This is a genomic window from Aeromonas sp. 160P (assembly GCF_055193095.1).
Genome location: NZ_JBUXKV010000001.1, coordinates 2,709,580 through 2,732,901 on the forward strand (window position 1 = coordinate 2,709,580; position 23,322 = coordinate 2,732,901).

Genomic DNA, 23,322 nt, shown 5'->3' on the forward strand with positions numbered 1-23,322 from the left:
GTTAGAAAAGGGATGGCTAACCGCGAAACAGAAAATAATGGGGTGGCTGATGGGGCTCGAACCCACGACAACCGGAATCACAATCCGGGACTCTACCAACTGAGCTACAGCCACCACTGAACTTTTTTACCATTTGTGTTTATCAGGGAGATCGTGGCAATAAATAACGAGTGCGTGATAAGTCACGGTATCCGTCGTTATTGCGCTGATTTCAAACACCATTCAAATGGTGCGCCCTGCAGGATTCGAACCTGCGACCCACGGCTTAGAAGGCCGTTGCTCTATCCGACTGAGCTAAGGGCGCTCTGTATCGACTCGCTGCAGCAGCAAGTCGATGAACATGGTCGGTGATAAAGGATTCGAACCTTTGACCCTCTGGTCCCAAACCAGATGCGCTACCGGACTGCGCTAATCACCGAAAAACCCTGACCAGCATATCCACAAGAGATGTACTGGACAACGGGCGGGCATCATAGCCAAGCGTACCGGCTAGCGTCAATGACTTTTTCCCCTAGTAAATTCAAGTGCCTACTTATTGCCCGCTACAGGCCTGACGAGCGTCTGCCGCTAACATCCCGGCTAAAAAAATGCGACAATGCGCGGCAGTTGAACAGAGGGTGAGTGGAGAACGATGTCTGCCAAAATCATAGATGGAAAACAGGTTGCGCAAACGATTCGCAGCCAGGTCGCGGCGCAAGTGCAACAGCGGCTGGCGGCAGGGAAACGGGCTCCCGGGCTGGCAGTCATTCTGGTGGGGGCTGACCCCGCCTCTCAGGTCTATGTCGGCAGCAAACGCCGGGCGTGTGAAGAGGTTGGTTTTCTCTCCCGCTCTTATGATCTGAGCGCGGCCGCGAGTCAGGAAGATCTGCTGGCGTTGATCGATAAGCTGAATGCCGACAGCCAGGTAGACGGCATTCTGGTTCAGTTGCCGTTACCGGGTCACTTCGATACCACTCAAGTGCTGGAGCGGATCAATCCTGACAAGGATGTTGACGGTTTCCACCCTTATAATGTGGGTCGGCTGGCTCAGCGTATTCCAGCGCTGCGCCCCTGTACCCCGAAAGGGATCATGACGCTCATTGAGACGACTGGCGTGAAGACTCATGGCCTGCATGCGGTTGTGGTGGGCGCTTCCAATATCGTTGGGCGTCCCATGACCCTTGAGTTGTTGTTGGCGGGCTGTACCACCACGACTTGTCACCGCTTTACCCGGGATCTGGAAGATCAGGTGCGCCGTGCCGATCTGCTGGTTGTCGCGGTAGGCAAGCCCAACTTCATTCCCGGTGAGTGGGTAAAGCCGGGGGCGTTGGTGATCGATGTGGGTATCAACCGTCTGGCGGATGGTTCTTTGGTTGGCGATGTGGAGTTTGAGACGGCCCGCAGCCATGCCTCCTTCATCACACCGGTACCCGGTGGCGTGGGCCCCATGACAGTGGCTAGCCTGATGGAAAACACCCTGATTGCCTGCAGCGAATATCACGACTGATCATGGCTGGCGATAACCCTGTGATCCCGTGAGGATGCAGGATGCGCCAGAAATCTGACAATAAAAAACCGGTTGCTCAAAGAGGAACCGGTTTTTTATTTATCCAACGGGTGTTATTTACATATTTTGTGCTTCGTTTGGCACAATAAGAGAGGCGTGATTCCCTTTCGGCCCCTGTTGCAGCTCAAAATTGACGGCCTGACCTGCTTTCAAGGTCTTGTAGCCCTCCATCTTAATGGTGGAGTAGTGAGCGAAGATATCTTCACCGCCTCCTTCCGGACAGATAAACCCAAATCCTTTTGCGTTGTTAAACCACTTAACTGTGCCGGTTGCCATACTTCTACATCCTTTTATTGATTACCCAGAAGTCGTTGAGTAACCTGCGCCAGCCCCTTATAACTAAGGACATGAGCCCTTAGCAGACGGGCACAGATTAGCAAGTAATCAATTTAGTCTAAGTTTTGAGCGAGTCAAGGAGTTGTTAACAGCTGATGTGATCTGGTTAACAAGTCTATTGACAACCTTGTGTTAGACGGTAGTAATCTAGAGGTACCAAAGCGCGATTATGAGCAAGCAGAAAGAACTCTTTGCTAATGAAGAACTAGCAGAGGCAGAGAAAACCAAACTGCAGCCGCCATCCATGTATAAAGTTGTGTTAAACAACGATGACTATACGCCAATGGAATTTGTGGTAGAGGTGCTGCAAAAGTTCTTTGGTATGGATTTGGACAAGGCGACTCAGGTCATGCTGAGCGTGCATTATAGTGGTAAAGGGGTCTGTGGCATGTTTACTGCAGAAATAGCTGAAACCAAGGTAGTCCAAGTCAACACCTATTCACGTAACAACGAACATCCACTGCTATGTACTATGGAAAAGGCTTGAATTCGATGAGTTGATGGCGAGTGTGACACCACATTGCTGCTGTACTAGGGGAGGTGCCTATGTTGAATAAAGATCTAGAAAAGACGCTGAACGAGGCTTTCAAACTGGCCCGTGATGAGCGCCATGAATTCATGACTGTCGAGCACCTGTTGTTAGCCCTTCTGGATAACAGTTCAGCTCATGAAGCGCTGAGCTCCTGTGGTGCCGATCTCGAGCTGATGCGTAAGGAGATCCGCGCATTCATCACCCAAACTACCCCGCTTATCCCTCGCGATGACGAAGATCGTGAAACTCAGCCAACCCTGGGCTTTCAGCGTGTGCTGCAACGTGCAGTGTTCCATGTGCAATCGTCTGGCAATACCGAAGTCAGCGGCGCCAACGTGTTGGTCGCCATCTTCAGCGAGCAAGAGTCTCAAGCTGCCTATTTTCTGAAAAAATCCGAGATAAGCCGCCTTGATGTGGTCAATTTCCTCTCCCATGGGGTGCGCAAGGATAGCAAACCGGATATCAGCAGTAACAATAATCCCGAGTCTGATGACGATGTCTCGGCTGCCCAGATAGAAAGCTTTGCCACTAACCTCAACCAGCTGGTGCTGGAGGGACGCATTGATCCGCTGATTGGTCGTGACCAGGAACTCAGTCGGACTATCCAGGTGCTCTGCCGTCGCCGCAAGAACAACCCACTGCTGGTGGGTGAAGCTGGCGTGGGCAAGACTGCCATTGCCGAGGGGTTGGCCTACCGGATCGTCAAGGGCGATGTGCCCGAGGTGATTGCCGGTAGCACCATCTATTCCCTCGATATGGGTTCTTTGCTGGCTGGCACCAAGTATCGCGGCGACTTCGAGAAGCGCCTCAAGGTACTGCTCAAGCAGATTGAGCGTCAGGAAGGGGCCATTCTCTTCATTGATGAGATCCATACCATCATTGGTGCCGGAGCGGCATCCGGTGGGCAGTTGGATGCGGCTAACCTGATCAAGCCGTTGCTCTCCAATGGTTTGCTGCGCTGTGTGGGGTCAACCACTTATCAGGAATATGCTCAGGTCTTTGAAAAAGATCGTGCATTAGCGCGTCGCTTCCAGAAGATCGATGTTGTCGAGCCGACAGTGGATGACACCACCCGCATTCTGATGGGGCTTAAAAGCCGCTATGAAGCACACCATGGGGTGCGTTACACCGCCAAGGCGATCCGTGCGGCCGCCGAGCTATCCGCCAAGTACATCAACGATCGCCACCTGCCTGACAAAGCGATCGATGTGATTGATGAGGCCGGTGCTGGCCAACGGTTACTACCAGCGAGCAAACGCAAGAAAGTGATCAATGTGCAGGAGATTGAGTCCATTGTGGCCAAGATTGCCCGCATTCCAGAGAAATCAGTCTCCTCCTCTGACAAAGAAGTGCTGAAACACCTGGAGCGTAACCTCAAAATGGTGGTCTTTGGTCAGGACAAGGCTATCGAAGTGCTGGCTGACGCGATCCGCTTGTCACGCTCGGGTCTTGGCAATGAACGTCGCCCGGTAGGTTGTTTCCTGTTTGCAGGTCCCACAGGGGTCGGTAAAACGGAGGTAACCCAGCAGTTGGGTAAGGCATTGGGTGTCGAGATGCTGCGCTTTGATATGTCCGAGTACATGGAGCGTCATACTGTTTCACGATTGATAGGTGCGCCACCCGGCTACGTCGGTTTTGAGCAGGGCGGATTGCTGACCGATGCGGTGATCAAGCATCCCCACTCGGTGGTGTTACTCGACGAGATTGAGAAAGCACACCCCGATGTGTTCAACCTGCTGTTGCAGGTGATGGACAACGGTACCCTGACCGATAACAACGGGCGCAAGGCGGATTTCCGTAACGTCATTCTGGTGATGACCACTAACGCCGGTGTGCAGGAGACCCAGCGCAAATCGATAGGCTTCCAGCAACAGGATTTGAGCCACGATGCCATGGCGGTGATCAACAAGACATTCAGTCCGGAGTTTCGTAACCGACTTGATCACACTATCTGGTTTAACCACCTGGATATGGCGGTGATCCACCAAGTGGTCGACAAGTTCATTGTTGAGTTGCAGGTGCAGCTGGATGCGAAGGGGGTATCTCTCGAGGTGTCTGAGCGAGCCCGTCATTGGTTGGCAGAGAAGGGATATGACAGAGCCATGGGCGCCAGACCGATGGGGCGGGTTATCCAGGAGCACCTCAAAAAACCCCTGGCCAACGAGATCCTGTTCGGTTCATTAGTTGACGGGGGGATTGTGAAGGTTGAGTTGGTAAATGACAGCCTCAGCTTTGATTTTCAGGTCAATGTTGAAGCTGTTTCCCACTAAGCGTCAGTGATCAGAAAACGACAAAAAACCCCAACCGATCAGGTTGGGGTTTTTTGCTGAATTCCTGGCTTAGCGAGAGCGGAAAACAATACGTCCCTTGGAGAGATCGTAGGGTGTCAGTGCTACCGTTACTTTGTCTCCAGTCAGGATACGAATGTAGTTTTTGCGCATCTTGCCTGAAATATGAGCGATAACCACGTGACCATTCTCCAGTTCCACACGGAACATGGTATTGGGCAGGGTTTCGAGAATAGTGCCCTGCATCTCAATACTGTCTTCTTTAGCCATTGAATCCTCTTGATAAGCCACAACAAAAAACCGCTGGATCATGCCGGATTTAAGGCTATGTGTAAAGTTTACTCGGGCTTGCTGCCGATATTTTTCCATTCCCCCTGAATTAACAGCTCGTGCGGGAGGTAATTACGCTTGTAATTCATCTTACGGCACGCTTCCACCAGATAGCCGAGATAGAGCCAGCTCCGTCCGGTGCGCTTGGCCAGATCGATCTGACAGAGGATGGCAAAGGTGCCCAGCGAACGATCGGCGTAGTCCGGATCGAAGAAGGTGTACATGGCACTCATGGAGTGGGGCAGCAAATCTGTGGTGGCAACGCCAATGAGACGGCCCTCGGTGCGCATCTCCAGATAGAGTGGTGGCATCCAGTCACAATGGAGAAAACCGCGGTACTGGTTGCGGTTGGGGGGATACATACTGCCATCATGGTGGCGTTCGCGGATATAGCGTTCGTAGAGCTGGTAATACTCGGGCTTGTCATCGTAGCTCAGGACCAGTTCGATATCCTTGTTGAGCTGGCGGATCCGCTTCTGGCCCCGGCTCGGACGAAATTGTTCGCTGTGAATGCGCAGAGATTGGCATGCGTGACATGCGGAACAGTGGGGGCGATAGATGTCATTGCCACTGCGGCGAAAGCCCGCGGTCAACAAGCGCTCATAGCCGGTGGCGTTGAGCAGCTCGTGATCCATCAGCACCAGCAGTTGCTCCTGCTCATGATCCAGATAACTGCAGGGGTGCTTGGGGGTGAGCCCAACCTTGAGGATCACTTCTTCGGTCATAAGCTGATCTCTCCCTCTTGCCAGCATGAATCCAACAATGGTTGGCGACCCAGGCGCGTCAGTTCGGCCAGAAAGCGCGATCTTGGCCACTCCTCGATACCCAGGGTGGCCAGAAACGCATTCTGCATCTGGCAATCGATGAGGGCCCCGTGGTGACGGGAAAAGTGGCGGCAGAGTGCTACCATCGCCAGCTTGGCACCGTTATCGATCCGGCTGAACATGGATTCCCCGCAGAACAGCCGACCAATAGAGAGGCCATAGAGCCCCGCTTGCAGCACTCCCTCTTGCCAGATTTCGATGGAGTGGGCATGGCCCAGCCGGTGCAATTGTTGATAGGCCTCGATCATCGGTGAGCTGATCCAGGTGCCATCAGCGGTGCGACGAGGGGCGGCGCAGGCGGTGATCACCTCATTAAAGGCACGATTGACGGAAATATCGAATGGGGTGCGGCGGATAATCTTCTGCAGAGTGCGCCCCATGTGCAATTTGTCGGGGCGGATCACCCCGCGGGGATCCGGCGACCACCACAAGGTAGGCTGGTGGGGTTCATTCCACGGGAAGATCCCCTTGTGGTAAGCTGCCAGCAATCTGGCAGGGGAGAGATCACCGCCGATCGCCAGCAAACCGTTGGGCTCTTCCAGCGCGTGGCAGGGGTCGGGAAACCAGCAAAGCTCATCATCCAGTTGGGTAAGATAGCGAGACATAAGGCAACGAGGTTCATAGATGAAGGCCATTATCCTGATAATATCCAGCTTGCTCTGCTTTGTCACTGCGCCCGCCGGGGCGGAAGTTTACCAGCGCAATACCGCGCGGCCGGTCAATCAGGTGGTATTTGGCCAGGTCGAAACGGTGCGCAATATTACCCAGCGTCAGATACTGGAGTCCGAGCACTCTGGCTGGAAGACGCTGGGTGGTGCCGTGTTGGGCGGCCTGCTGGGCAACCAGTTTGGCGGCGGTCATGGCCGTGAAATCGCCACCGCAGTCGGGGCGCTGGCGGGTGCTGCAGCGGCACAGCAGTATCAGTCAGGGGGAACTGTCGTGGAAAACAAGCTGGTGGAACTGCTGATCCGCAATGAGCAAAATGCCCTTATCAACGTCATCCAGGATTATGATCCCGCCATGGTCTTCAGTAATGGCGATAAGGTACGTATTCTCTATTTCGATGATGGGGTACGGGTCGACAAGAGCTACTGATGCTCGTATTGCATGATACAGTTACGGCCAGCATGTTTGGCTTTATAGAGCAGCTGGTCAGCATGGCTCAGCAAGACGCCCAGCTCGTCCGACTCCATATTGGTGACACCAAAGCTGATGGTGATGGAAAAAAAGGTATCTTCGAATGCGATGGCTAATTCTGATATCGCTAGCCTGAATTGTTCTAGTTGGTTAATGAGGCCATAAAAGTCGGGGCGCTTGCTCAAAATACAGAACTCTTCCCCCCCCAGGCGGGCAACCAGCTCCCCTTTAAAGAACTCGCCGAGTTGTTGGGCGACCAGCTTCAGGACGTTGTCACCGACATGGTGACCATAGTGATCGTTCACCCGCTTGAAATGATCAATATCGAGCAGACATGCCGTTAGCTTCGGCTGTTCTTGCAACCATTTATTGCCATTCTCAAACAGAAAGCGACGGTTGTAGAGGTTGGTCAGGTAATCACGGTTGGCGGTGTCGCGGATGGTATCCATCAGCTCCAGGGTTTCGAGATTATGCCCAACACGGCAGTAGAGCTCTTCTGGCGTAAAAGGTTTACTTAAAAAGTCGTTAGCCCCCAGTTTAATAAAGCGGGCCGAGAGGGTTTTATCTTCTGAACTGGAGAGACCAAGAATGGCCAGCGACTGCTTGTCAAACTGGTCTCGCAGCCTGCGTACCAACTCAATACCATCCATATGTGGCATCAGGTAGTCGGTGACAATCAGACGAATGGCCGGGTGCTCTTTGAGCAGATCAAGGGCCTGTTGACCCGATTCGGCTTCCCATACGGTGAGTAACTGACGGCGCAAATGGTTTGCAATGTAATGGCGGGAGAGTATGGAATCATCCACCACCATGACTTCGAGGTGACGGTTATTGGAGAGGCGGCGCACCATACTAACAGTGTATTGCGCGCTGAATCGTGAGTCCTTGATGATGTAATCCAGAGCCCCCTGTTCTAACCAGTACTTGCGTGACTCTTCGTTGAGGTTGGCGGTGAGAATAATGACCGGAACATGGCGGGCCAGCAATTCTCTGGCAGCTTCTCCGTTGGGGGCATCTGGCAGGGTCAAATCGACGAGCGCAATAAAATAGTCTTGATGGGGTTTGGCCAAGCACTCTGCCAGGGTATAGACAGCATCAAGCTCCAGATTAAGGCTCTTTCGAATTGCCTGAGCCAGCATGCGGCTGATGGTCTGGCTATCTTCCACCAGGAGGATCTTGGTCATTGCGCTTATTCCCTGCGATGGTTAGGTGTTACTTAATCGCCAATTAGAGCAAAAGGTATACCAGAGTATACCTTTTGTGTAGTCATTAACGTGTTGTGACAGTGCGTTATTGTGCGTCGAGGTAGCGTTCGGCATCGAGTGCCGCCATGCAGCCAGTACCGGCAGAGGTGATGGCCTGACGGTAGTTGTGATCGGCCACATCACCGGCAGCGAACACCCCTTCGATGCTGGTCTGGGTGGCAAAACCATCCAGTCCGCCACGAACGATCAGATAGCCGTTTTTCATCTCCAGCTGACCGTCGAAGATCTGGGTGTTGGGCTGATGGCCGATGGCGATGAAGATCCCCATCAATGGTAACTCGCTGGTGCTGTTGTCCTGAGTGCTGCGCAGACGCACCCCGGTGACGCCCATCTGATCGCCCAGCACTTCGTCCAGGGTCTGGTGGGTGTGCAGCACTATGTTGCCGCTCTCGACCTTGTCGTGCAGACGCTTGATCAGGATCTTCTCGGCGCGGAACTCGTCGCGGCGGTGAATGAGGTGCACCTTCTTGGCGATGTTGGCCAGATACAGCGCCTCTTCAACAGCGGTGTTGCCACCGCCGATCACCGCCACTTCCTGATTGCGGTAGAAGAAACCGTCACAGGTAGCGCAGGCAGAAACACCACGGCCCTTGAAGGCCTCTTCGGAGGGCAGGCCCAAATACTTGGCGGAGGCGCCGGTGGCGATGATCAGGGCATCGCAGGTGTATTCGCCGTTGTCCCCTTTGAGGCGAAACGGGCGCTGGGTCAGTTCGACACTGTTGATGTGATCAAACAGAATGCGGGTGTCGAACTTCTCTGCATGAGCTTTCATGCGCTCCATCAGTGCCGGGCCGGTCAGGCCTTCCGGATCGCCGGGCCAGTTTTCCACTTCGGTGGTGGTGGTCAGCTGACCGCCTTGCTGCATGCCGGTGATGAGCAGGGGGTTGAGGTTGGCGCGGGCGGCGTAGACGGCTGCGGTGTAACCGGCCGGGCCTGACCCTAAGATCAGCAATTTGCTGTGAGTGACTTGGCTCATGATGTAATTTCCGGGATGTGATGAGTTTGCGCGATTGTAGGTAATTCGTGATCCGGGGTCAAAGGCTGGCGAGTCGATTGCATTAATCGTGTACATGAAGGGAGGAGGGGCAAATTCAAGGGATAAAAAACCGCCCATCGCGGGCGGATTTTCACTCATCTCCAACTGGCACAGGCCAGAGCAGATCAGTTCAGCAGGGTCAGGGGATCCGTATAGGCAAGGCCATGGGCCAGGGCAACCTCCTTGCAGGTCAGCTTGCCATCCATCACGTTGAGACCATGGCGCAAATGTTCGTCTGACAGCAGCGCATCGCGGTAGCCTTGCTGAGCCAGTTTAATGATGAAGGGGAGGGTGGCATTGTTGAGAGCCACGGTCGAGGTACGGGCAACCGCCCCCGGCATGTTCGCCACACAGTAGTGCACCACCTCATCGACGATATAAGTGGGATCCTGATGAGTGGTGGCGTGGGAGGTCTCCACACAGCCGCCCTGATCGATGGCCACATCGACGATGGCAGATCCCGGCTTCATGCGCGCAATGTGGTCACGGCTGACAAGTTTTGGCGCAGTGGCACCCGGTACCAGCACGCCGCCGATGACCAGATCCGCTGCTAGCAGATGGCGCTCCAGGGTCTCGCTATTGGAGTAGACCACCTTGGCGGCCCCCTGAAACTCGTTGTCGAGGCGACGCAGGGTATCGATGTTGTTGTCGAGGATGGTGACATCCGCGCGCAGGCCGATGGCCATGCGGGCTGCATTGGAGCCGACCACCCCGCCGCCGATGATCACCACCTTGGCCGGTTCGACCCCTGGCACGCCGCCGAGTAACACGCCGCTTCCGCCGCGGGATTTTTCCAGTGCCTGGGCGCCAGCCTGAATAGACATGCGCCCAGCGACTTCTGACATCGGGGCCAGCAGGGGCAGGCCGCCACGGCTGTCGGTGACGGTTTCATAGGCGATACAGATAGCGCCGCTTTGCAGCAGGGCTTCGGTCTGGGGCAAGTCTGGCGCCAGATGCAGGTAGGTGAACAGGGTTTGACCTGGGCGCAGCATGGCACATTCGACCGGCTGAGGTTCCTTGACCTTGACGATCATCTCGGCTTTGGCGAAAACCTCTGTGGCAGAGGCCAAAATTTCGGCACCAACAGCAATATAATCTGTATCGCTGAAGCCAATGCCGTTTCCGGCACCGCTTTGGACGAAAACAGTATGGTTTCGTGCTGTCAGTTCACGTACACTGGCCGGAACCATGCCTACGCGGTATTCATGGTTTTTTATCTCTTTAGGTACACCGATAATCATGCTATCCCTCGTCTATCGATTGGTGTTTCATGTTGCCAAAATGTTAACCAACATTTGCGCCTAGTATATTCAGGTATTGACAGGATTTGTGACCATAATTATAAAATGACTGGTGATTCTTACCAAAAAATAGCCAAAGGATGGAATAAAATGATGGAAGCTAAGAGTCGGCTAAAGGATTTGGACAGGATTGACCGCAACATTCTTAATGAACTGCAAAAGGATGGCAGGATTTCGAATGTTGAGTTGTCCAAACGAGTTGGCCTAAGTCCTACACCGTGTCTGGAACGGGTTCGTCGCCTTGAGCGACAAGGTTATATCGAAGGATATGCCGCTATTCTGAACCCTCATTATCTGGATGCATCTCTGCTGGTGTTTGTCGAGATAACCCTTAATCGTGGGGCGCCCGATGTATTTGAACAGTTCAACAAAGCTGTTCAGGTGCTCGAAGAGATCCAGGAGTGTCATCTGGTCTCCGGTGATTTCGACTATCTGCTCAAGACCCGAGTCAGCGACATGTCGGCTTACCGCCGCCTGTTGGGTGAAACCCTGCTGCGTCTGCCCGGTGTCAACGACACCCGCACCTATGTGGTGATGGAAGAGGTCAAGCAGAGCTGTCGTCTGGTGATCAGCACCCGATAAAGCAGGTTATGCCGTGGTGTATTGTCCATATGAGGCACCATGACAGTCAGAAACGAGCGGCCGGTCCGCTCGTTTCTTCTTGTAAAGAGAAGTGCAAATATAGCCCCGTCCCATCAGGCATTGGCTGACAATCGGTGGGCTTTTCGGGGATACTAGGCCCCCTATTTCCTGCATTACATGTTTTCAGAAAGGAGCCGGAGTTTGGCCGATAAAAAGCTGTTTACTCCTTTATCAGGTACACAACGGATCTTCGAAGCCGTCTTGATCGCCATCACCCTGATGGCCGCGTATCTTCTGCTTGCCCTGTTGTCCTATCATCCTGCCGATCCCGGCTGGTCCCAGACCTCCTGGCAGGGGGAGGTGAAGAACCTCTCCGGCAGCGCCGGAGCCTGGCTCGCCGACATCACCATGTTCACCTTCGGTGCTTTTTCCTATCTGGTGCCGCCGCTGGTGGTATTGCTGGGCTGGAGCTTGTTCTGGCGCCCCAGCCGCTTGCTTGAAGTGGATTACCTCACCCTGGGGGTGCGGATTATCGGTTTTATCCTGACGGTGCTTGGCATGTCGGCCATTGCCAGCATGAACTTCAACGATATGCAGAACTTCTCCGCGGGTGGTCTGGTGGGGGATGTGATCGCCTCTGCGGTAGTGCCGCTGTTTGGCGGCGTCGGAGCCAACCTGATGCTGCTCTGCTTCGTGGCAACCGGCATTACCCTGTTTACCGGCTGGTCCTGGCTCACCATTGTCGAACGGATCGGTGCCACTTGCACCGGTTCGGTCAGCGCAATTTACCACTTCCCGACCACCCTCGGCCGCTGGTTGACTGGCGGCTGGCGTCAACCTCGCAACGAGGGGCCAGATCCCTTGCTGGAAGGCGGGGTAGGGACTATTGAGTTTGATGACGAGGAAGATGAGCCTCACACCAGCTGGACTCGTCGACCCAAGGCCAAGGATCAGAAGGCAGCCGGTGAAGAGTGGCTGCCGGAGCTGGACGACGACACCTTCGAATTTGATCCGCAATTTGATGATGAAGATGACGAGCCAGCCCCTGCTGCCAAGCCCAAACGAGCGGTAGCTGCCGCCAATGGGCGCCGTCAGCCGGTACTGGCTGTGGCCGATGATGACGATGAGGATGAGCTGGATCTGCCCTGGGCGGAGGGGAACGAAGATGCCCCGGCACCCGTCGCCGTCACACCGGGCAAACCCAAGCGCCGGCCTCAGCCTGCCATGGCTCCTTTGCCAAGCATTGAGCTGCTCGACCGCCCGCCTGCCAAGACCCAGATGATGAGCAAGGACGAGCTGGATCGTATGGCTCGTCTGGTTGAGGCCAAGCTGGCGGATTACAACGTGCAGGCCAAGGTGGTCGGCGTCTATCCAGGCCCGGTCATCACCCGTTTCGAGCTGGACTTGGCGCCGGGCATGAAGGCGAGCAAGATCACCAACCTGTCGCGGGATCTTGCCCGTTCCCTCTCGGCCAGCAGTGTGCGGGTGGTGGAAGTGATCCCGGGCAAGACCTTCGTCGGCATCGAACTGCCCAACCGGGTGCGCCAGACGGTTTATCTGCGGGAAACCCTCGACTGCGATGCATTTCGCGATAGCCATCACCCTCTTTCCATGGGCTTGGGTCAGGACATCGCAGGGGAGCCGGTGGTGGTGAACCTGGCCAAGATGCCCCACCTGCTGGTGGCCGGTACCACAGGTTCCGGTAAGTCGGTGGGGGTCAACACCATGATCATCTCGATGCTCTACAAGTCATCCCCCGATGATCTGCGCTTTATCATGATCGACCCCAAGATGCTGGAACTCTCGGTCTACGAAGGGATCCCCCATCTGCTGACCGAGGTGGTGACTGATATGAAGGACGCTGCCAACGCCCTGCGCTGGTGCGTGGGCGAGATGGAGCGTCGTTACAAGCTGATGTCGGCAGTCGGGGTGCGTAACCTCAAGGGCTACAACGACAAGGTGTTGGCAGCGGCCGCCGCAGGTGAGCCTTTGCGTGATCCGCTGTGGCGTCCGGGTGACTCCATGGATCAGATAGCGCCGGAGCTGGAGAAGCTGCCCCACATCGTGGTGGTGGTGGACGAATTTGCCGACATGATGATGATCGTCGGCAAGAAGGTGGAAGAGCTGATCGCCCGGATCGCCCAGAAGGCACGAGCGGCCGGTATTCACCTCATTCTGGCGACCCAGCGCCCGTCGGTGGATGTCATTACCGGTCTTATTAAGGCCAACATCCCGACCCGCATCTCGTTCCAGGTATCGAGCAAGATCGATTCCCGCACCATTATCGATCAGGGTGGTGCTGAATCCCTGCTCGGTATGGGCGACATGCTCTACATGCCGGCCGGTACCTCCAACCCGACCCGAGTGCACGGCGCCTTTGTCGATGACCACGAGGTGCACAAGGTGGTGGCAGACTGGAAACTGCGCGGCGAGCCAAATTATATCGAGGAGATCCTCGCCGGTGAAAGCAGCGAGGGTGGCAGCAGCGAGTTTGGCGGCGGTGGCGATGAAGAGCTCGACCCCTTGTTCGACGAAGCGGTCGCCTTTGTGGTGGAGTCCCGCCGTGGCTCGACCTCCAGCGTCCAGCGCAAGTTCAAAATAGGTTACAACCGGGCGGCCCGTCTCATCGAACAGATGGAGAATCAGGGCATCGTCAGCTCACCGGGTGGCAATGGTCAGCGCGACGTGCTGGCACCGCCGCCGGTGCGGGACTAAGCCTCACCGTTTCATACAATCCCTGGCCATGCCCTCCACGGGCGTGGCCTTTTATCGAGAGCGTCTTTATGAAGAGCGTGATGAAAAAACAACTGTTGATGGGTACCGTGTTGCTGATGGCCAGCAGCCAGGTGTGGGCCGATGCGGCCAGCGATCTCAAGCAAAAGCTGGCAGATGTCAGCCTCTTCTCCGCCAAGTTTGCCCAGACCGTCTATGACAGCAAGGGCAAGGAGCTGCAAAAGGCCAGCGGTGATCTGCTGGTGCAGCGCCCCAATCGTTTCAACTGGCACACCACCTCACCGGACGAGAGCCTGATCGTGGCCGATGGTCAGGATGTGTGGGTCTATGATCCCTTCGTCGAGCAGGTGACCGCCCTCAAGCTGAAGGATGCGGTGCTCAACACCCCCTTCATTCTGATTGCCGGTAATGACGACAAGTTCTGGAAGAACTATGACGTGACCCAGCAAGGGGATGTCTATACCGTCACCAGCCGTAACAAGGATGAGCTGATCGCCTCCTTCCGCGTCACCTTCGATCGGGCCAACAACATCAGTCGCTTCGATGTAAAAGAGGCGCAGGGGCAGTGGAGCGAATTCACCCTGAGCAGCTTTAACCGCAAGCCGCTGCTCAAGGGCAACGAGTTTGTGTTCAAGATCCCGAAGGGGGTCGAGCTGGACGACCAGCGCTAATGCGCACCCGGTCGTTGGATTGCTCGCCACTGCGCCAGTCAAAGGCGAGTGGCGTGACGCTGGGTGGTCAATACAGATGAGCAACCTCTTGTTGGATTTCTCGTCGGACCGTTTTTCCATGGCGGTATCCGTGATACTGAACGGTCAATACAGATGAGCAACTTGTCGTTGGATTTCTCATCGGACTTTCGTCCGCTGGCGGCCCGAATGCGGCCGCAAAACCTCGACCAGTATATAGGTCAGCAGCATATTCTGGGGGCTGACAAGCCCCTGCGCAAAGCGATCCTGGCGGGGCACTGCCACTCGATGATCCTGTGGGGGCCGCCCGGTACCGGCAAGACCACCCTGGCGGAGCTGATGGCGCACTACTGCCAGGCGGAAGTGGAGCGGCTCTCTGCGGTGACCTCCGGCATCAAGGAGATCCGCGCCGCCATCGACAAGGCGAAGGAGAACAGCTGGCGCGGGGTGCGTACCATACTGTTCGTGGATGAAGTGCACCGCTTCAACAAGAGCCAGCAGGATGTGTTCCTGCCCCACATCGAAGATGGCACCATCACCTTTATCGGTGCCACTACCGAAAATCCCTCGTTCGAACTCAATAACGCACTGCTCTCGCGGGCACGGGTCTATCTGCTCAAGCGGCTGGAAGAGCGCGACATTCTCGCCATGATCGATCAGGCGATGCAGGACCCCCGTGGCCTCAATGATCAGGCGCTCACCTTTGCCCCCGGCGTCAAAGAGGCGTTGGCCAAGGCGGTGGATGGAGACGGGCGCAAATCCCTCAACTATCTGGAGCTGTTGGCCGACATGGCCGAGCAAGATAGCTGCGGTCACAAACAAATTGACAGCGCCCTGCTCGCCGCCGTGGTGGGGGAGCACGTGGCCCGCTTCGACAAAGGGGGGGATCACTTCTATGACCTCATCTCGGCGGTGCACAAATCCATTCGTGGTTCGGCGCCGGATGCGGCGCTCTACTGGTATGCCCGCATGGTGAGTGCCGGTTGCGATCCGCTCTATATCGCCCGCCGCCTGCTGGCGATTGCCTCGGAAGATGTGGGCAATGCCGATCCGCGCGCCATGCAGGTCGCCCTGTCTGCCTGGGATTGCTTCCATCGGATCGGTCCGGCGGAAGGGGAACGTGCCATTGCCCAGGCGATCGTCTATCTCGCCTGCGCCCCGAAAAGCAATGCGGTCTATACCGCCTGGAAGGCGGCGCTTTATGATGCCAAAAACCTGCCGGACTTCGAGGTGCCGCCCCATCTTCGCAATGCGCCCACCAAGCTGATGAGCGAGCTGGGCTATGGCGCCGAGTATCGCTATGCCCACGACGAGCCGGGGGCCTATGCCGCGGGCGAGGAGTATCTCCCACCGGAACTGGCTGGCAAGCAGTACTACCAGCCCACCGATCGCGGCCTTGAAAAGCAGATCGGCCAGAAGCTCGATTATCTTCATGAGCTGGACAGGCAGAGTCCGCAGCAACGGGGTCAATAGCCCCTTTGTCACCCCTTGTGGCTGAAAATTGGTCAGCTGTTTGAATATGCAGGACGGTATGTGTGCCAACGTCGGTAAAAACGACACAAATAGTCCCTGTTCGGGCGGGGGGGCGGTCTGCTACACTGCCCATCCGACCCCGTTTGTCTTGGCCTTGCGCCATCTTCCTGATTTCGAAGGCCTGATTGTTAAGGCCCGATCCTGAAGACGATTGGGGTGCGCCAACCGATGTTAACTTCCGGATCTGTTTCCCAGCCCGTCATGATGACTCAGGCCCAGATCCCATTTTAAAAAAAGTAGGTAAACCATGCTGGATCCCAAATATCTGCGCAGCGATATCGAAGAGGCTGCCGCTCGTCTGGCGACACGTGGCTACGTTCTGGACGTAGCGGCTGTCAACGCTCTGGAAGAGAAACGCAAGGATCTGCAGTCCCGCACTCAGGAGCTGCAGGCCGAGCGCAACGCCCGCTCCAAATCCATCGGTGAAGCTGCCCGTCGTGGTGAAGATGTTGCCCCGCTCAAGGCCGACGTGACCAAGATCAACGACGAGCTGGAGACCAGCAAAGTCGAGCTGGATGCCCTGCTGGCCCAGCTGAAAGCCATTGCCGATGCGATCCCGAACCTGCCGAGCGAGACCACCCCGGTTGGCCGTGACGAGAATGACAACGTGGAAGCACGTCGCTGGGGTACCCCGCGCGAGTTCAGCTTCCCGGTACGCGACCATATCGATCTGGGCGAAGCGGCCAAGGGCGTTGACTTCAAGAACGGCGTCAAGCTCTCCGGTACCCGTTTCGTGGTGATGAAGGGTCAGATTGCCCGTCTGCACCGCGCCCTGGCCCAGTTCATGCTGGACCTGCACACCCTGCAGCACGGCTACACCGAGTGCTACGTGCCTTATCTGGTGAACCCGGACAGCCTCTATGGTACCGGTCAGTTGCCAAAATTTGCTCAAGACCTGTTTAACACCGGTATCGAGGGCGAAGGGGAAGAAGAGGGCAAGGTGCGCAAGTTCTCGCTGATCCCGACCTCTGAAGTGCCACTCACCAACATGGCCCGTGACGAGATTTTTGACGCGCAAGAGCTGCCGATCAAGATGACCGCCCACAGCCCCTGCTTCCGTTCTGAAGCGGGTTCCTACGGTCGTGATACCCGTGGCCTCATCCGTATGCACCAGTTCGACAAGGTCGAGATGGTTCAGCTGGTTCACCCGGAGCAATCCTGGGAAGCGCTGGAAGAGATGGTGGGTCACGCCGAGAAGGTACTGCAACTGCTGGAGCTGCCGTATCGCGTGATGGCGCTCTCTACCGGTGACATGGGCTTCTGCGCGTCCAAGACCTACGATCTGGAAGTGTGGCTGCCAGCCCAGAACACCTACCGCGAGATCTCCTCTGTCTCCAACTGCACCGACTTCCAGGCGCGCCGCATGCAGGCTCGCGTGCGCATCGACGGCAAGCCGCAGTTGCTGCACACCCTGAACGGTTCCGGTCTGGCTGTGGGTCGTACCCTGGTTGCCGTGATGGAGAACTACCAGCAGGAAGATGGCCGCATCGCCATCCCGGCTGCGCTGCAATCCTACATGGGTGGCCTGACCCACATCGGGTAAGCTCACGCTGCTGACCACAACGCCATGGCATTGCCATGGCGTTGTGCATTTTGGCGCCGGCCACCTGTTTGAGTGGTCAAGAAAATCGGCTGTTCGGCACTGCTTTGAACAGTTAACACAATTTTATCAAGCAATGCGCAATCGTTTTTGTTAGACTGCGCCGCAATTTCGCAGGACATCTTTTTCTATGGTCTGGATTGATTACACCATCATCGGCATCGTCGGTTTTTCTGCTCTCATCAGCCTGGTGCGCGGCTTCGTCAAGGAGGCCATGTCTCTTGTCACCTGGTTTATCGCCTTCTTTATTGCCAGCCATTTTTATCCCGATCTCGCCGTCTACTTCACTTCGTTCTCCGATGCCATGGTGCGCAATGGGCTGGCTATTGCAGCCTTGTTCGTGGCGACCCTGATCCTGGGGGGAGTGGTGAACTACGTAGTGGGGTTGCTGGTTGAAAAAACCGGGCTCTCTGGCACCGATCGGGTGTTGGGGGTCTGCTTCGGTGCAATTCGCGGGGTACTGATTGTCAGTGCCCTGTTGTTTTTTATGGATACCTTCACCAGCCTCTCCCAGAGCGACTGGTGGGTGGCGTCCAAGCTGGTGCCCGAGTTCAAACCGGTGATCCAGTGGTTTTTCGGGTTCATGTTGAACTCATCAAGCTTTCTTCAACAGGTACAGTGACTTCGAGGTAGCAAAGACATGTGCGGTATTGTCGGTATAGTTGGCACCACCCCCGTCAATCAGGCCCTCTACGACGCCTTGACGGTGTTGCAGCACAGGGGACAGGATGCCGCCGGGATCGTGACCATTGATAGTGGAAACTTCCGGCAACGCAAGGCCAATGGCCTGGTGAAGGATGTGTTTGAAGTGCGCCACATGCAGCGTCTGCAGGGGAACATCGGCATAGGTCATGTCAGATACCCCACCGCAGGCAGCTCCAGTGCCGCGGAAGCCCAACCTTTTTATGTGAACTCTCCCTACGGCATGGTGCTGGCCCATAATGGCAACCTCACCAACGCCAAGGAGCTCAAAGAGCAGCAGTTCAAGGTCGCCCGCCGTCACATCAATACCACCTCTGATTCGGAAGTGTTGTTGAATGTGCTGGCTCACGAGCTGGATCTCTGCGACAAGATGGCCCTGCGTCCCGAAGATATCTTCGCTGCGGTGCGCCGAACCCATCAGCAGATCCGCGGCGCTTATGCAGTGGTCTCGCTGGTGATTGGTCATGGCCTGATTGGCTTTCGCGATCCCAACGGCATCCGCCCGCTGATCCTCGGTCGTCGTCAGGACGAGCAAGGACATCTGGAGTACATGCTGGCCTCCGAGAGCGTGGCACTCGATGCCATCGGTTTCGAGACGGTGCGGGATATTGCACCGGGTGAAGCCATCTACATCACCGAGCAGGGCCAGCTCTTCTCCGAGCAGTGTGCGGAGAATCCGCAGATGAGTACCTGCATCTTCGAATATGTCTACTTTGCCCGTCCTGACTCGTGCATCGACAAGGTGTCAGTGTATGCCGCTCGTCTCAACATGGGTCGCAAGCTGGGTCAGAAGATTGCCCGCGAATGGGAAGATCTCGACGTCGATGTGGTTATCCCCATCCCCGAGACCTCCTGTGACGTGGCGCTGGAAATAGCCCACACCCTCAACCTGCCATACCGTCAGGGCTTCGTGAAGAACCGCTACATCGGCCGTACCTTCATCATGCCGGGCCAGACCCAGCGCAAGAAGTCAGTACGTCGCAAGCTCAATGCCATTGGTTCCGAATTCAAGGGCAAGAAGGTATTGCTGGTGGATGACTCCATCGTCCGTGGTACCACGTCCGAGCAGATCATCCAGATGGCCCGTGAAGCGGGTGCCGCCAAGGTCTACTTCGCCTCGGCAGCGCCGGAGATCCGTTTCCCCAACGTCTACGGTATCGACATGCCCACCGCCAACGAGCTGATCGCCCATGGCCGTGAAGTGGAAGAGGTGTGTGCGCTGATTGGTGCCGACGGCCTGATTTTCCAGGATCTGGAAGATCTGGAAGAGGCGGTGCGGGAGCTCAACCCGGATCTGCGCCACTTTGAGACATCGGTGTTCAACGGCCACTACGTGACCTCCGACGTGGACCAATCCTATCTGGATCACCTCAATGCCCTGCGCAACGATGACACCAAAGCGGTGCGTGAGTGGCAGGAAGGCACCAGCAATCTGGAAATTTTTAACGAAGGAAGTTAAACGTTTTCGCTGGCGGTGCTTGAGATGAGATGGGGGCTAAGGCCCCCATTGTTATGTCTGCTCGGGGGAGATGGCAAAAGTAGTGCGCATCAGATTGAAAATTAAGCACTTATTTTGCTGGATATGGGCATGTCTGGCAGGATCCGTTAGCATAGGGGCCAACCTGTATGACCGATACGCTTTTAACCGACGAGAGTTGTGATGGACGATCTGCTAGCCCCTGTGCGCCAGTTTCTGCAGTGCGAGACCCCGGATGAGTGGGTCGAAATGGCGCGGGATCCTGCCCGTTTGCCGACCCTGCTTATCGATCACGCCAACTGCGAGACCAAGGCCGCGCTCACCGCCCACAGTCTGGTGCGCCGCTACTGCCTGCCCAAGGGCAAGCGTCATCTGCTGCCCAAACTGGAGTTCTATCGCGAGCTGGATGCCATTCCGGAGAAGGCCGAGATCCTTGGCAAGCGCAGCATGGGGGAGTCTGATCGCACCGTGTTTGCCGAGCTGGAGCGCAACCCGTTGCTGTTTCCCATGGTGCGGCTCATTCAGGAGGAGTTGCACCACTTCGAGCAGGTGCTGGCGATCATGCAGGCCCGCGGCATCGAATACGGGCCGGTGACAGCCTCCCGTTACGCTCGCCAACTGATGCAGCATGTGCGCACCCATGAACCGGCCACCATAGTCGACAAGATGATCATCGGCGCCTACATCGAGGCGCGCTCCTGCGAGCGGTTTGCCAAGCTGGCGCCCCATCTGGACGAAGAGCTGAGCCGCTTCTATGTCTCTTTACTGCGCTCCGAGGCCCGCCACTATCAGGATTACCTGAACCTGGCTGAACAGTATGCAGGGGAGGATATCAGCGAGCGGGTGGCCTTCTTTGGCAAACTGGAAGCCGAGCTTATCTGCTCGCCGGATCCGCAGTTCCGGTTCCATAGCGGCCTCCCTGTCACATCTGACAGTTGTTGACGCACAGGGGGCAAACTACGATTGCCCTGTTCCTACTACGAGCGACAAGTAGTTATTTTTGAGCGCAATTCCCGGCCCTGAGCCGGGATTTTTTTATCGCTAGCCTGCTGACAGCCAATTGGCGCACTCTGCCTAAACCCTCATTATTTTTGCGCATCTTCCTTACGGTGAAATCCTGTTCGGTCAGCGGGCAATAATGGTGAGAAACTGCTCACTCAGGCGGCTCGAGCTTGTAGAAACGGGCGAAACCGTGTACTTTTTTGCCTTCGCAATATTTGAATAACCAATCAATAGGAGCGTGTATGCGCATTGTTCTGTTGGGGGCTCCGGGCGCCGGCAAAGGTACTCAGGCTCAGTTCATCATGGAAAACCACGGTATTCCCCAGATCTCCACCGGCGACATGCTGCGTGCAGCAATCAAGGCGGGCACCGAGCTGGGTCTGAAAGCCAAAGCTGTGATGGACGCAGGTCAGCTGGTCTCTGACGACATTATCATTGGTCTGGTCAAAGAGCGTATTGCTCAAGCAGATTGCGTGAAAGGCTTCCTGTTGGACGGTTTCCCGCGCACCATTCCCCAGGCGCAAGCCATGAAGGATGCCGGTGTTGTGGTTGATTTCGTGCTGGAGTTTGCGGTGCCGGACGAAGAGATCGTCAAGCGGATGAGCGGCCGTCGCGTTCACTCCGGCTCCGGCCGTACCTACCACGTGGTGTTCAACCCGCCGAAAGTGGAAGGCAAGGATGACGTGACCGGCGAAGATCTGGTGATCCGCGCCGACGACGAAGAGACCACAGTACGCAAGCGTCTGGATGTATACCATCAGCAGACCGCGCCGCTGATCGGTTTCTACGGCAAAGAGGCGGAAGCGGGCCACACCCGTTACGTCAAGATCGACGGCACCCAGCCGGTTGATCTGGTCAGCAAGCAGCTTGCCACCATTCTGGGCTGATCTTTGCTGTCGGTACAGCGCCTCTGTGCCATCAGGTAAATGAAGAAAAGGCCCCCTAGGGGCCTTTTTTTGGTTCATGACAGATAGACAGGAAGCCAATGTGACCACGAAAACCGGAATATTGCTGGTCAATCTGGGTACCCCAGCCGCGCCGACCACTGCCGCCGTCAAAGCGTTCCTCAGCCAGTTCCTGCACGATCCCCGGGTGGTGGACTTGCCCCGTTACCTCTGGTGCCCGCTGCTGCACTTCATCATCTTGCCGACGCGTTCCCCCAAAGTGGCCAAGCTCTATCAGCAGGTGTGGACCGAGCAGGGCTCACCGCTGATGGTGATCAGCAAGCAGCAGCGCGCCGCGCTGGAGCAGGAGCTCAAGCGGGAAGGGCTCGAGGTGCCGGTGGAGCTGGCCATGACCTATGGTGCCCCCTCGGTGAGCGATGGCTGGCAAGCACTCAAGGCTAAAGGGGTCAACCGGGTGATCCTGTTGCCGCTCTATCCGCAATATTCGGTCAGCACCACGGCGTCGGTGTTTGATGCCTGGGGGCGGGCGATGAAGCAAGAGCGCAATCTGCCGGTGGTGCGGCTGATCCGTGATTATCACGCCCATCCTGAATACATTCAGGCGCTGGCCATGAGCGTGCGCCGTCACTGGGAGCAACACGGCCAGGGCGAGCATCTGCTGATGTCATTCCACGGTATTCCCGAGCGTTATGAGAACGAAGGGGATCCCTATGGCCACCAGTGCCGCAGTACCGCAGCCCTGCTGGCCGAGGCGCTCGGGCTGGCGGCGGGGCAATGGACAGCCAGCTTCCAGTCCCGCTTTGGCAAGGAGGAGTGGCTCAAGCCTTACACCGACGTGACCATCGCAGGGCTGCCAGCGAGCGGGATCAAGCGGCTCGATGTGATCTGTCCGGCGTTTTCCGCTGATTGCCTGGAAACCTTGGAAGAGATCCAGGTGCAGAACCGGGAGATCTTCATGGAAGCCGGTGGCGAACAATTTGAATATATTCCGGCACTCAACAGCGATCAGGCCCATATCAGGATGATGGTCTCTCTTATCTGCCGCGAGCTGGCCTGAGTGAACCTTGCAATAGCAGGAGTGACAAGATGATCCATATCACGCTGATTTATGCAGGCCTGCTGGGGTTGCTGTTTTTGGGGCTCTCTTTTTGGGTGGTCAGACGCCGCGCCCAGTTCGGGGTGATGATAGGGCAGGGGCAGGCTCCCGAGCTGCTGGCGGCGATCCGGGCTCACGGCAACTTCGCCGAGTATGTGCCGCTGACCCTGCTGCTGATGGCGCTGTGTGAGCTTGCCGGTGCCGATGCGCTCTGGTTACATGTCGGTGGTGCCATGTTGCTGGTCGGTCGCATCCTCCATGCCATCGGCATCCAGATCCCGAAAGCGCCCAATGTGCCCCGTTTTCTGGGGACCTTGCTGTTCTGGCTTGCCCTCGGGCTGTTCTCGGTGCTGGCCCTGTTGCAGGGCGTTGCGGCAGCCTGAAAACTGATGCTTTGTTGTGCTTGAG

The 23,322-nt window shown here is 56.4% G+C and carries 23 protein-coding genes and 3 tRNA genes; 15 read left to right on the top strand and 11 right to left on the bottom strand.

The features are described 5' to 3' along the window. Positions 1-38 precede the first annotated feature (38 nt). From ACY8FN_RS12795 to ACY8FN_RS12805, 3 genes are all read right to left on the bottom strand, one after another. Positions 39-114: transfer RNA gene (locus tag ACY8FN_RS12795), tRNA-His, on the bottom strand. Positions 115-227: 113 nt separating this feature from the next. Beyond that, positions 228-304, bottom strand: a tRNA-Arg gene (locus ACY8FN_RS12800). 37 nt (positions 305-341) lie between these two features. Next, positions 342-418, bottom strand: a tRNA-Pro gene (locus tag ACY8FN_RS12805). Between the two features lie 213 nt (positions 419-631). Between ACY8FN_RS12805 and folD the strand changes: the two genes are divergently transcribed. Next, a complete protein-coding gene (gene folD, locus ACY8FN_RS12810; protein WP_042024001.1) occupies positions 632-1,486 on the top strand; it encodes a bifunctional methylenetetrahydrofolate dehydrogenase/methenyltetrahydrofolate cyclohydrolase FolD in 855 nt (284 codons plus the stop codon). 117 nt (positions 1,487-1,603) lie between these two features. On the opposite strand, the gene cspD is transcribed toward folD, so the two are convergent. Then, entirely contained in the window at positions 1,604-1,822 is a 219-nt protein-coding gene (gene cspD / locus ACY8FN_RS12815) for a cold shock-like protein CspD (RefSeq protein ID WP_042023999.1), read from the bottom strand. 229 nt (positions 1,823-2,051) lie between these two features. On the opposite strand from cspD, the gene clpS reads away from it, so the two are divergent. Continuing rightward, entirely contained in the window at positions 2,052-2,369 is a 318-nt protein-coding gene (clpS, locus tag ACY8FN_RS12820; RefSeq protein ID WP_042023997.1) for an ATP-dependent Clp protease adapter ClpS, read from the top strand. 59 nt (positions 2,370-2,428) lie between these two features. Next, positions 2,429-4,684, top strand: coding sequence for an ATP-dependent Clp protease ATP-binding subunit ClpA (clpA, locus tag ACY8FN_RS12825; protein ID WP_463100211.1), 2,256 nt, complete (start codon positions 2,429-2,431; stop codon positions 4,682-4,684). A gap of 69 nt (positions 4,685-4,753) precedes the next feature. Here the strand turns inward: clpA and infA are convergent, their stop codons facing one another. From infA to aat, 3 genes are all read right to left on the bottom strand, one after another. After that, entirely contained in the window at positions 4,754-4,972 is a 219-nt protein-coding gene (gene infA, locus ACY8FN_RS12830; RefSeq protein WP_005300033.1) for a translation initiation factor IF-1, read from the bottom strand. Positions 4,973-5,040: 68 nt separating this feature from the next. Next, entirely contained in the window at positions 5,041-5,757 is a 717-nt protein-coding gene (locus ACY8FN_RS12835) for an arginyltransferase (RefSeq protein ID WP_463100212.1), read from the bottom strand. Then, the gene (aat, locus tag ACY8FN_RS12840) at positions 5,754-6,461 is read right to left on the bottom strand and encodes a leucyl/phenylalanyl-tRNA--protein transferase (RefSeq protein WP_463100213.1); all 708 of its coding nucleotides are present in this window, start codon (positions 6,459-6,461) and stop codon (positions 5,754-5,756) included. Before aat ends, ACY8FN_RS12835 begins: the two co-directional genes overlap by 4 nt. 19 nt (positions 6,462-6,480) lie before the next feature. On the opposite strand from aat, the gene ACY8FN_RS12845 reads away from it, so the two are divergent. Continuing rightward, a complete protein-coding gene (locus ACY8FN_RS12845) occupies positions 6,481-6,951 on the top strand; it encodes an outer membrane lipoprotein (protein WP_139690437.1) in 471 nt (156 codons plus the stop codon). On the opposite strand, the gene ACY8FN_RS12850 is transcribed toward ACY8FN_RS12845, so the two are convergent. From ACY8FN_RS12850 to ald, 3 genes are all read right to left on the bottom strand, one after another. Beyond that, the gene (locus tag ACY8FN_RS12850; protein WP_139690438.1) at positions 6,945-8,177 is read right to left on the bottom strand and encodes a diguanylate cyclase; all 1,233 of its coding nucleotides are present in this window, start codon (positions 8,175-8,177) and stop codon (positions 6,945-6,947) included. The two genes, ACY8FN_RS12845 and ACY8FN_RS12850, sit on opposite strands and share 7 nt — an antisense overlap. A 106-nt stretch (positions 8,178-8,283) precedes the next feature. Further along, positions 8,284-9,234 carry a thioredoxin-disulfide reductase gene (gene trxB / locus ACY8FN_RS12855; RefSeq protein ID WP_101324589.1) on the bottom strand — a complete coding sequence of 317 codons (951 nt, stop codon included), beginning with the start codon at positions 9,232-9,234 and terminating at the stop codon, positions 8,284-8,286. Between the two features lie 185 nt (positions 9,235-9,419). Next, positions 9,420-10,535 carry an alanine dehydrogenase gene (gene ald / locus ACY8FN_RS12860; RefSeq protein ID WP_463100214.1) on the bottom strand — a complete coding sequence of 372 codons (1,116 nt, stop codon included), beginning with the start codon at positions 10,533-10,535 and terminating at the stop codon, positions 9,420-9,422. Between the two features lie 150 nt (positions 10,536-10,685). Here ald and lrp point away from each other — a divergent pair, with 150 nt between their 5' ends. The 5 genes from lrp (at position 10,686) to serS (ending at position 17,675) form a co-directional block, all read left to right on the top strand. Continuing rightward, the gene (gene lrp / locus ACY8FN_RS12865) at positions 10,686-11,177 is read left to right on the top strand and encodes a leucine-responsive transcriptional regulator Lrp (protein WP_042023989.1); all 492 of its coding nucleotides are present in this window, start codon (positions 10,686-10,688) and stop codon (positions 11,175-11,177) included. Positions 11,178-11,378: 201 nt separating this feature from the next. Continuing rightward, on the top strand, positions 11,379-13,892 hold the full coding sequence (locus tag ACY8FN_RS12870) for a DNA translocase FtsK (protein ID WP_463100215.1): 2,514 nt from the start codon (positions 11,379-11,381) through the stop codon (positions 13,890-13,892). 80 nt (positions 13,893-13,972) lie between these two features. Continuing rightward, the gene (gene lolA, locus ACY8FN_RS12875; RefSeq protein ID WP_068978502.1) at positions 13,973-14,581 is read left to right on the top strand and encodes an outer membrane lipoprotein periplasmic chaperone LolA; all 609 of its coding nucleotides are present in this window, start codon (positions 13,973-13,975) and stop codon (positions 14,579-14,581) included. Positions 14,582-14,734: 153 nt separating this feature from the next. Then, complete coding sequence (locus ACY8FN_RS12880) at positions 14,735-16,072, top strand: replication-associated recombination protein A (RefSeq protein ID WP_463100216.1); 1,338 nt, start codon at positions 14,735-14,737, stop codon at positions 16,070-16,072. 307 nt (positions 16,073-16,379) lie between these two features. Next, on the top strand, positions 16,380-17,675 hold the full coding sequence (gene serS / locus ACY8FN_RS12885) for a serine--tRNA ligase (RefSeq protein WP_101324593.1): 1,296 nt from the start codon (positions 16,380-16,382) through the stop codon (positions 17,673-17,675). Between the two features lie 2 nt (positions 17,676-17,677). On the opposite strand, the gene ACY8FN_RS12890 is transcribed toward serS, so the two are convergent. Continuing rightward, complete coding sequence (locus ACY8FN_RS12890; RefSeq protein ID WP_463100217.1) at positions 17,678-17,854, bottom strand: hypothetical protein; 177 nt, start codon at positions 17,852-17,854, stop codon at positions 17,678-17,680. 8 nt (positions 17,855-17,862) lie between these two features. Between ACY8FN_RS12890 and ACY8FN_RS12895 the strand changes: the two genes are divergently transcribed. The 6 genes from ACY8FN_RS12895 (at position 17,863) to ACY8FN_RS12920 (ending at position 23,297) form a co-directional block, all read left to right on the top strand. Then, a complete protein-coding gene (locus tag ACY8FN_RS12895; protein WP_042023984.1) occupies positions 17,863-18,354 on the top strand; it encodes a CvpA family protein in 492 nt (163 codons plus the stop codon). A gap of 18 nt (positions 18,355-18,372) precedes the next feature. After that, entirely contained in the window at positions 18,373-19,893 is a 1,521-nt protein-coding gene (gene purF / locus ACY8FN_RS12900) for an amidophosphoribosyltransferase (RefSeq protein ID WP_463100218.1), read from the top strand. A 201-nt stretch (positions 19,894-20,094) separates the two neighbouring features. After that, positions 20,095-20,853 (top strand): tRNA isopentenyl-2-thiomethyl-A-37 hydroxylase MiaE, encoded by a 759-nt coding sequence (miaE, locus tag ACY8FN_RS12905; protein WP_101347042.1) that lies wholly within the window; start codon positions 20,095-20,097, stop codon positions 20,851-20,853. Positions 20,854-21,155: 302 nt separating this feature from the next. Continuing rightward, positions 21,156-21,800 carry an adenylate kinase gene (gene adk, locus ACY8FN_RS12910; protein ID WP_042023979.1) on the top strand — a complete coding sequence of 215 codons (645 nt, stop codon included), beginning with the start codon at positions 21,156-21,158 and terminating at the stop codon, positions 21,798-21,800. Positions 21,801-21,900: 100 nt separating this feature from the next. Beyond that, the gene (hemH, locus tag ACY8FN_RS12915) at positions 21,901-22,875 is read left to right on the top strand and encodes a ferrochelatase (RefSeq protein ID WP_463100219.1); all 975 of its coding nucleotides are present in this window, start codon (positions 21,901-21,903) and stop codon (positions 22,873-22,875) included. A 29-nt stretch (positions 22,876-22,904) separates the two neighbouring features. Next, positions 22,905-23,297 (top strand): MAPEG family protein, encoded by a 393-nt coding sequence (locus ACY8FN_RS12920; RefSeq protein WP_463100220.1) that lies wholly within the window; start codon positions 22,905-22,907, stop codon positions 23,295-23,297. The last annotated feature ends 25 nt before the right edge of the window (positions 23,298-23,322 follow it).

What these genes read in the sequence shown, in the direction of transcription:
- lrp (WP_042023989.1), top strand. Translation starts at nt 10,686, where the DNA reads ATGATGGAAGCTAAGAGTCGGCTAAAGGATTTGGACAGGATTGACCGC.
- serS (WP_101324593.1), top strand. Translation starts at nt 16,380, where the DNA reads ATGCTGGATCCCAAATATCTGCGCAGCGATATCGAAGAGGCTGCCGCT.
- cspD (WP_042023999.1), bottom strand. Translation starts at nt 1,822, where the DNA reads ATGGCAACCGGCACAGTTAAGTGGTTTAACAACGCAAAAGGATTTGGG.
- trxB (WP_101324589.1), bottom strand. Translation starts at nt 9,234, where the DNA reads ATGAGCCAAGTCACTCACAGCAAATTGCTGATCTTAGGGTCAGGCCCG.
- lolA (WP_068978502.1), top strand. Translation starts at nt 13,973, where the DNA reads ATGAAAAAACAACTGTTGATGGGTACCGTGTTGCTGATGGCCAGCAGC.
- folD (WP_042024001.1), top strand. Translation starts at nt 632, where the DNA reads ATGTCTGCCAAAATCATAGATGGAAAACAGGTTGCGCAAACGATTCGC.
- clpA (WP_463100211.1), top strand. Translation starts at nt 2,429, where the DNA reads ATGTTGAATAAAGATCTAGAAAAGACGCTGAACGAGGCTTTCAAACTG.
- aat (WP_463100213.1), bottom strand. Translation starts at nt 6,461, where the DNA reads ATGTCTCGCTATCTTACCCAACTGGATGATGAGCTTTGCTGGTTTCCC.
- ACY8FN_RS12895 (WP_042023984.1), top strand. Translation starts at nt 17,863, where the DNA reads ATGGTCTGGATTGATTACACCATCATCGGCATCGTCGGTTTTTCTGCT.
- ACY8FN_RS12845 (WP_139690437.1), top strand. Translation starts at nt 6,481, where the DNA reads ATGAAGGCCATTATCCTGATAATATCCAGCTTGCTCTGCTTTGTCACT.
- clpS (WP_042023997.1), top strand. Translation starts at nt 2,052, where the DNA reads ATGAGCAAGCAGAAAGAACTCTTTGCTAATGAAGAACTAGCAGAGGCA.
- infA (WP_005300033.1), bottom strand. Translation starts at nt 4,972, where the DNA reads ATGGCTAAAGAAGACAGTATTGAGATGCAGGGCACTATTCTCGAAACC.
- ACY8FN_RS12835 (WP_463100212.1), bottom strand. Translation starts at nt 5,757, where the DNA reads ATGACCGAAGAAGTGATCCTCAAGGTTGGGCTCACCCCCAAGCACCCC.
- purF (WP_463100218.1), top strand. Translation starts at nt 18,373, where the DNA reads ATGTGCGGTATTGTCGGTATAGTTGGCACCACCCCCGTCAATCAGGCC.
- adk (WP_042023979.1), top strand. Translation starts at nt 21,156, where the DNA reads ATGCGCATTGTTCTGTTGGGGGCTCCGGGCGCCGGCAAAGGTACTCAG.
- ald (WP_463100214.1), bottom strand. Translation starts at nt 10,535, where the DNA reads ATGATTATCGGTGTACCTAAAGAGATAAAAAACCATGAATACCGCGTA.
- ACY8FN_RS12850 (WP_139690438.1), bottom strand. Translation starts at nt 8,177, where the DNA reads ATGACCAAGATCCTCCTGGTGGAAGATAGCCAGACCATCAGCCGCATG.
- miaE (WP_101347042.1), top strand. Translation starts at nt 20,095, where the DNA reads ATGGACGATCTGCTAGCCCCTGTGCGCCAGTTTCTGCAGTGCGAGACC.
- ACY8FN_RS12920 (WP_463100220.1), top strand. Translation starts at nt 22,905, where the DNA reads ATGATCCATATCACGCTGATTTATGCAGGCCTGCTGGGGTTGCTGTTT.
- ACY8FN_RS12890 (WP_463100217.1), bottom strand. Translation starts at nt 17,854, where the DNA reads ATGTCCTGCGAAATTGCGGCGCAGTCTAACAAAAACGATTGCGCATTG.
- ACY8FN_RS12880 (WP_463100216.1), top strand. Translation starts at nt 14,735, where the DNA reads ATGAGCAACTTGTCGTTGGATTTCTCATCGGACTTTCGTCCGCTGGCG.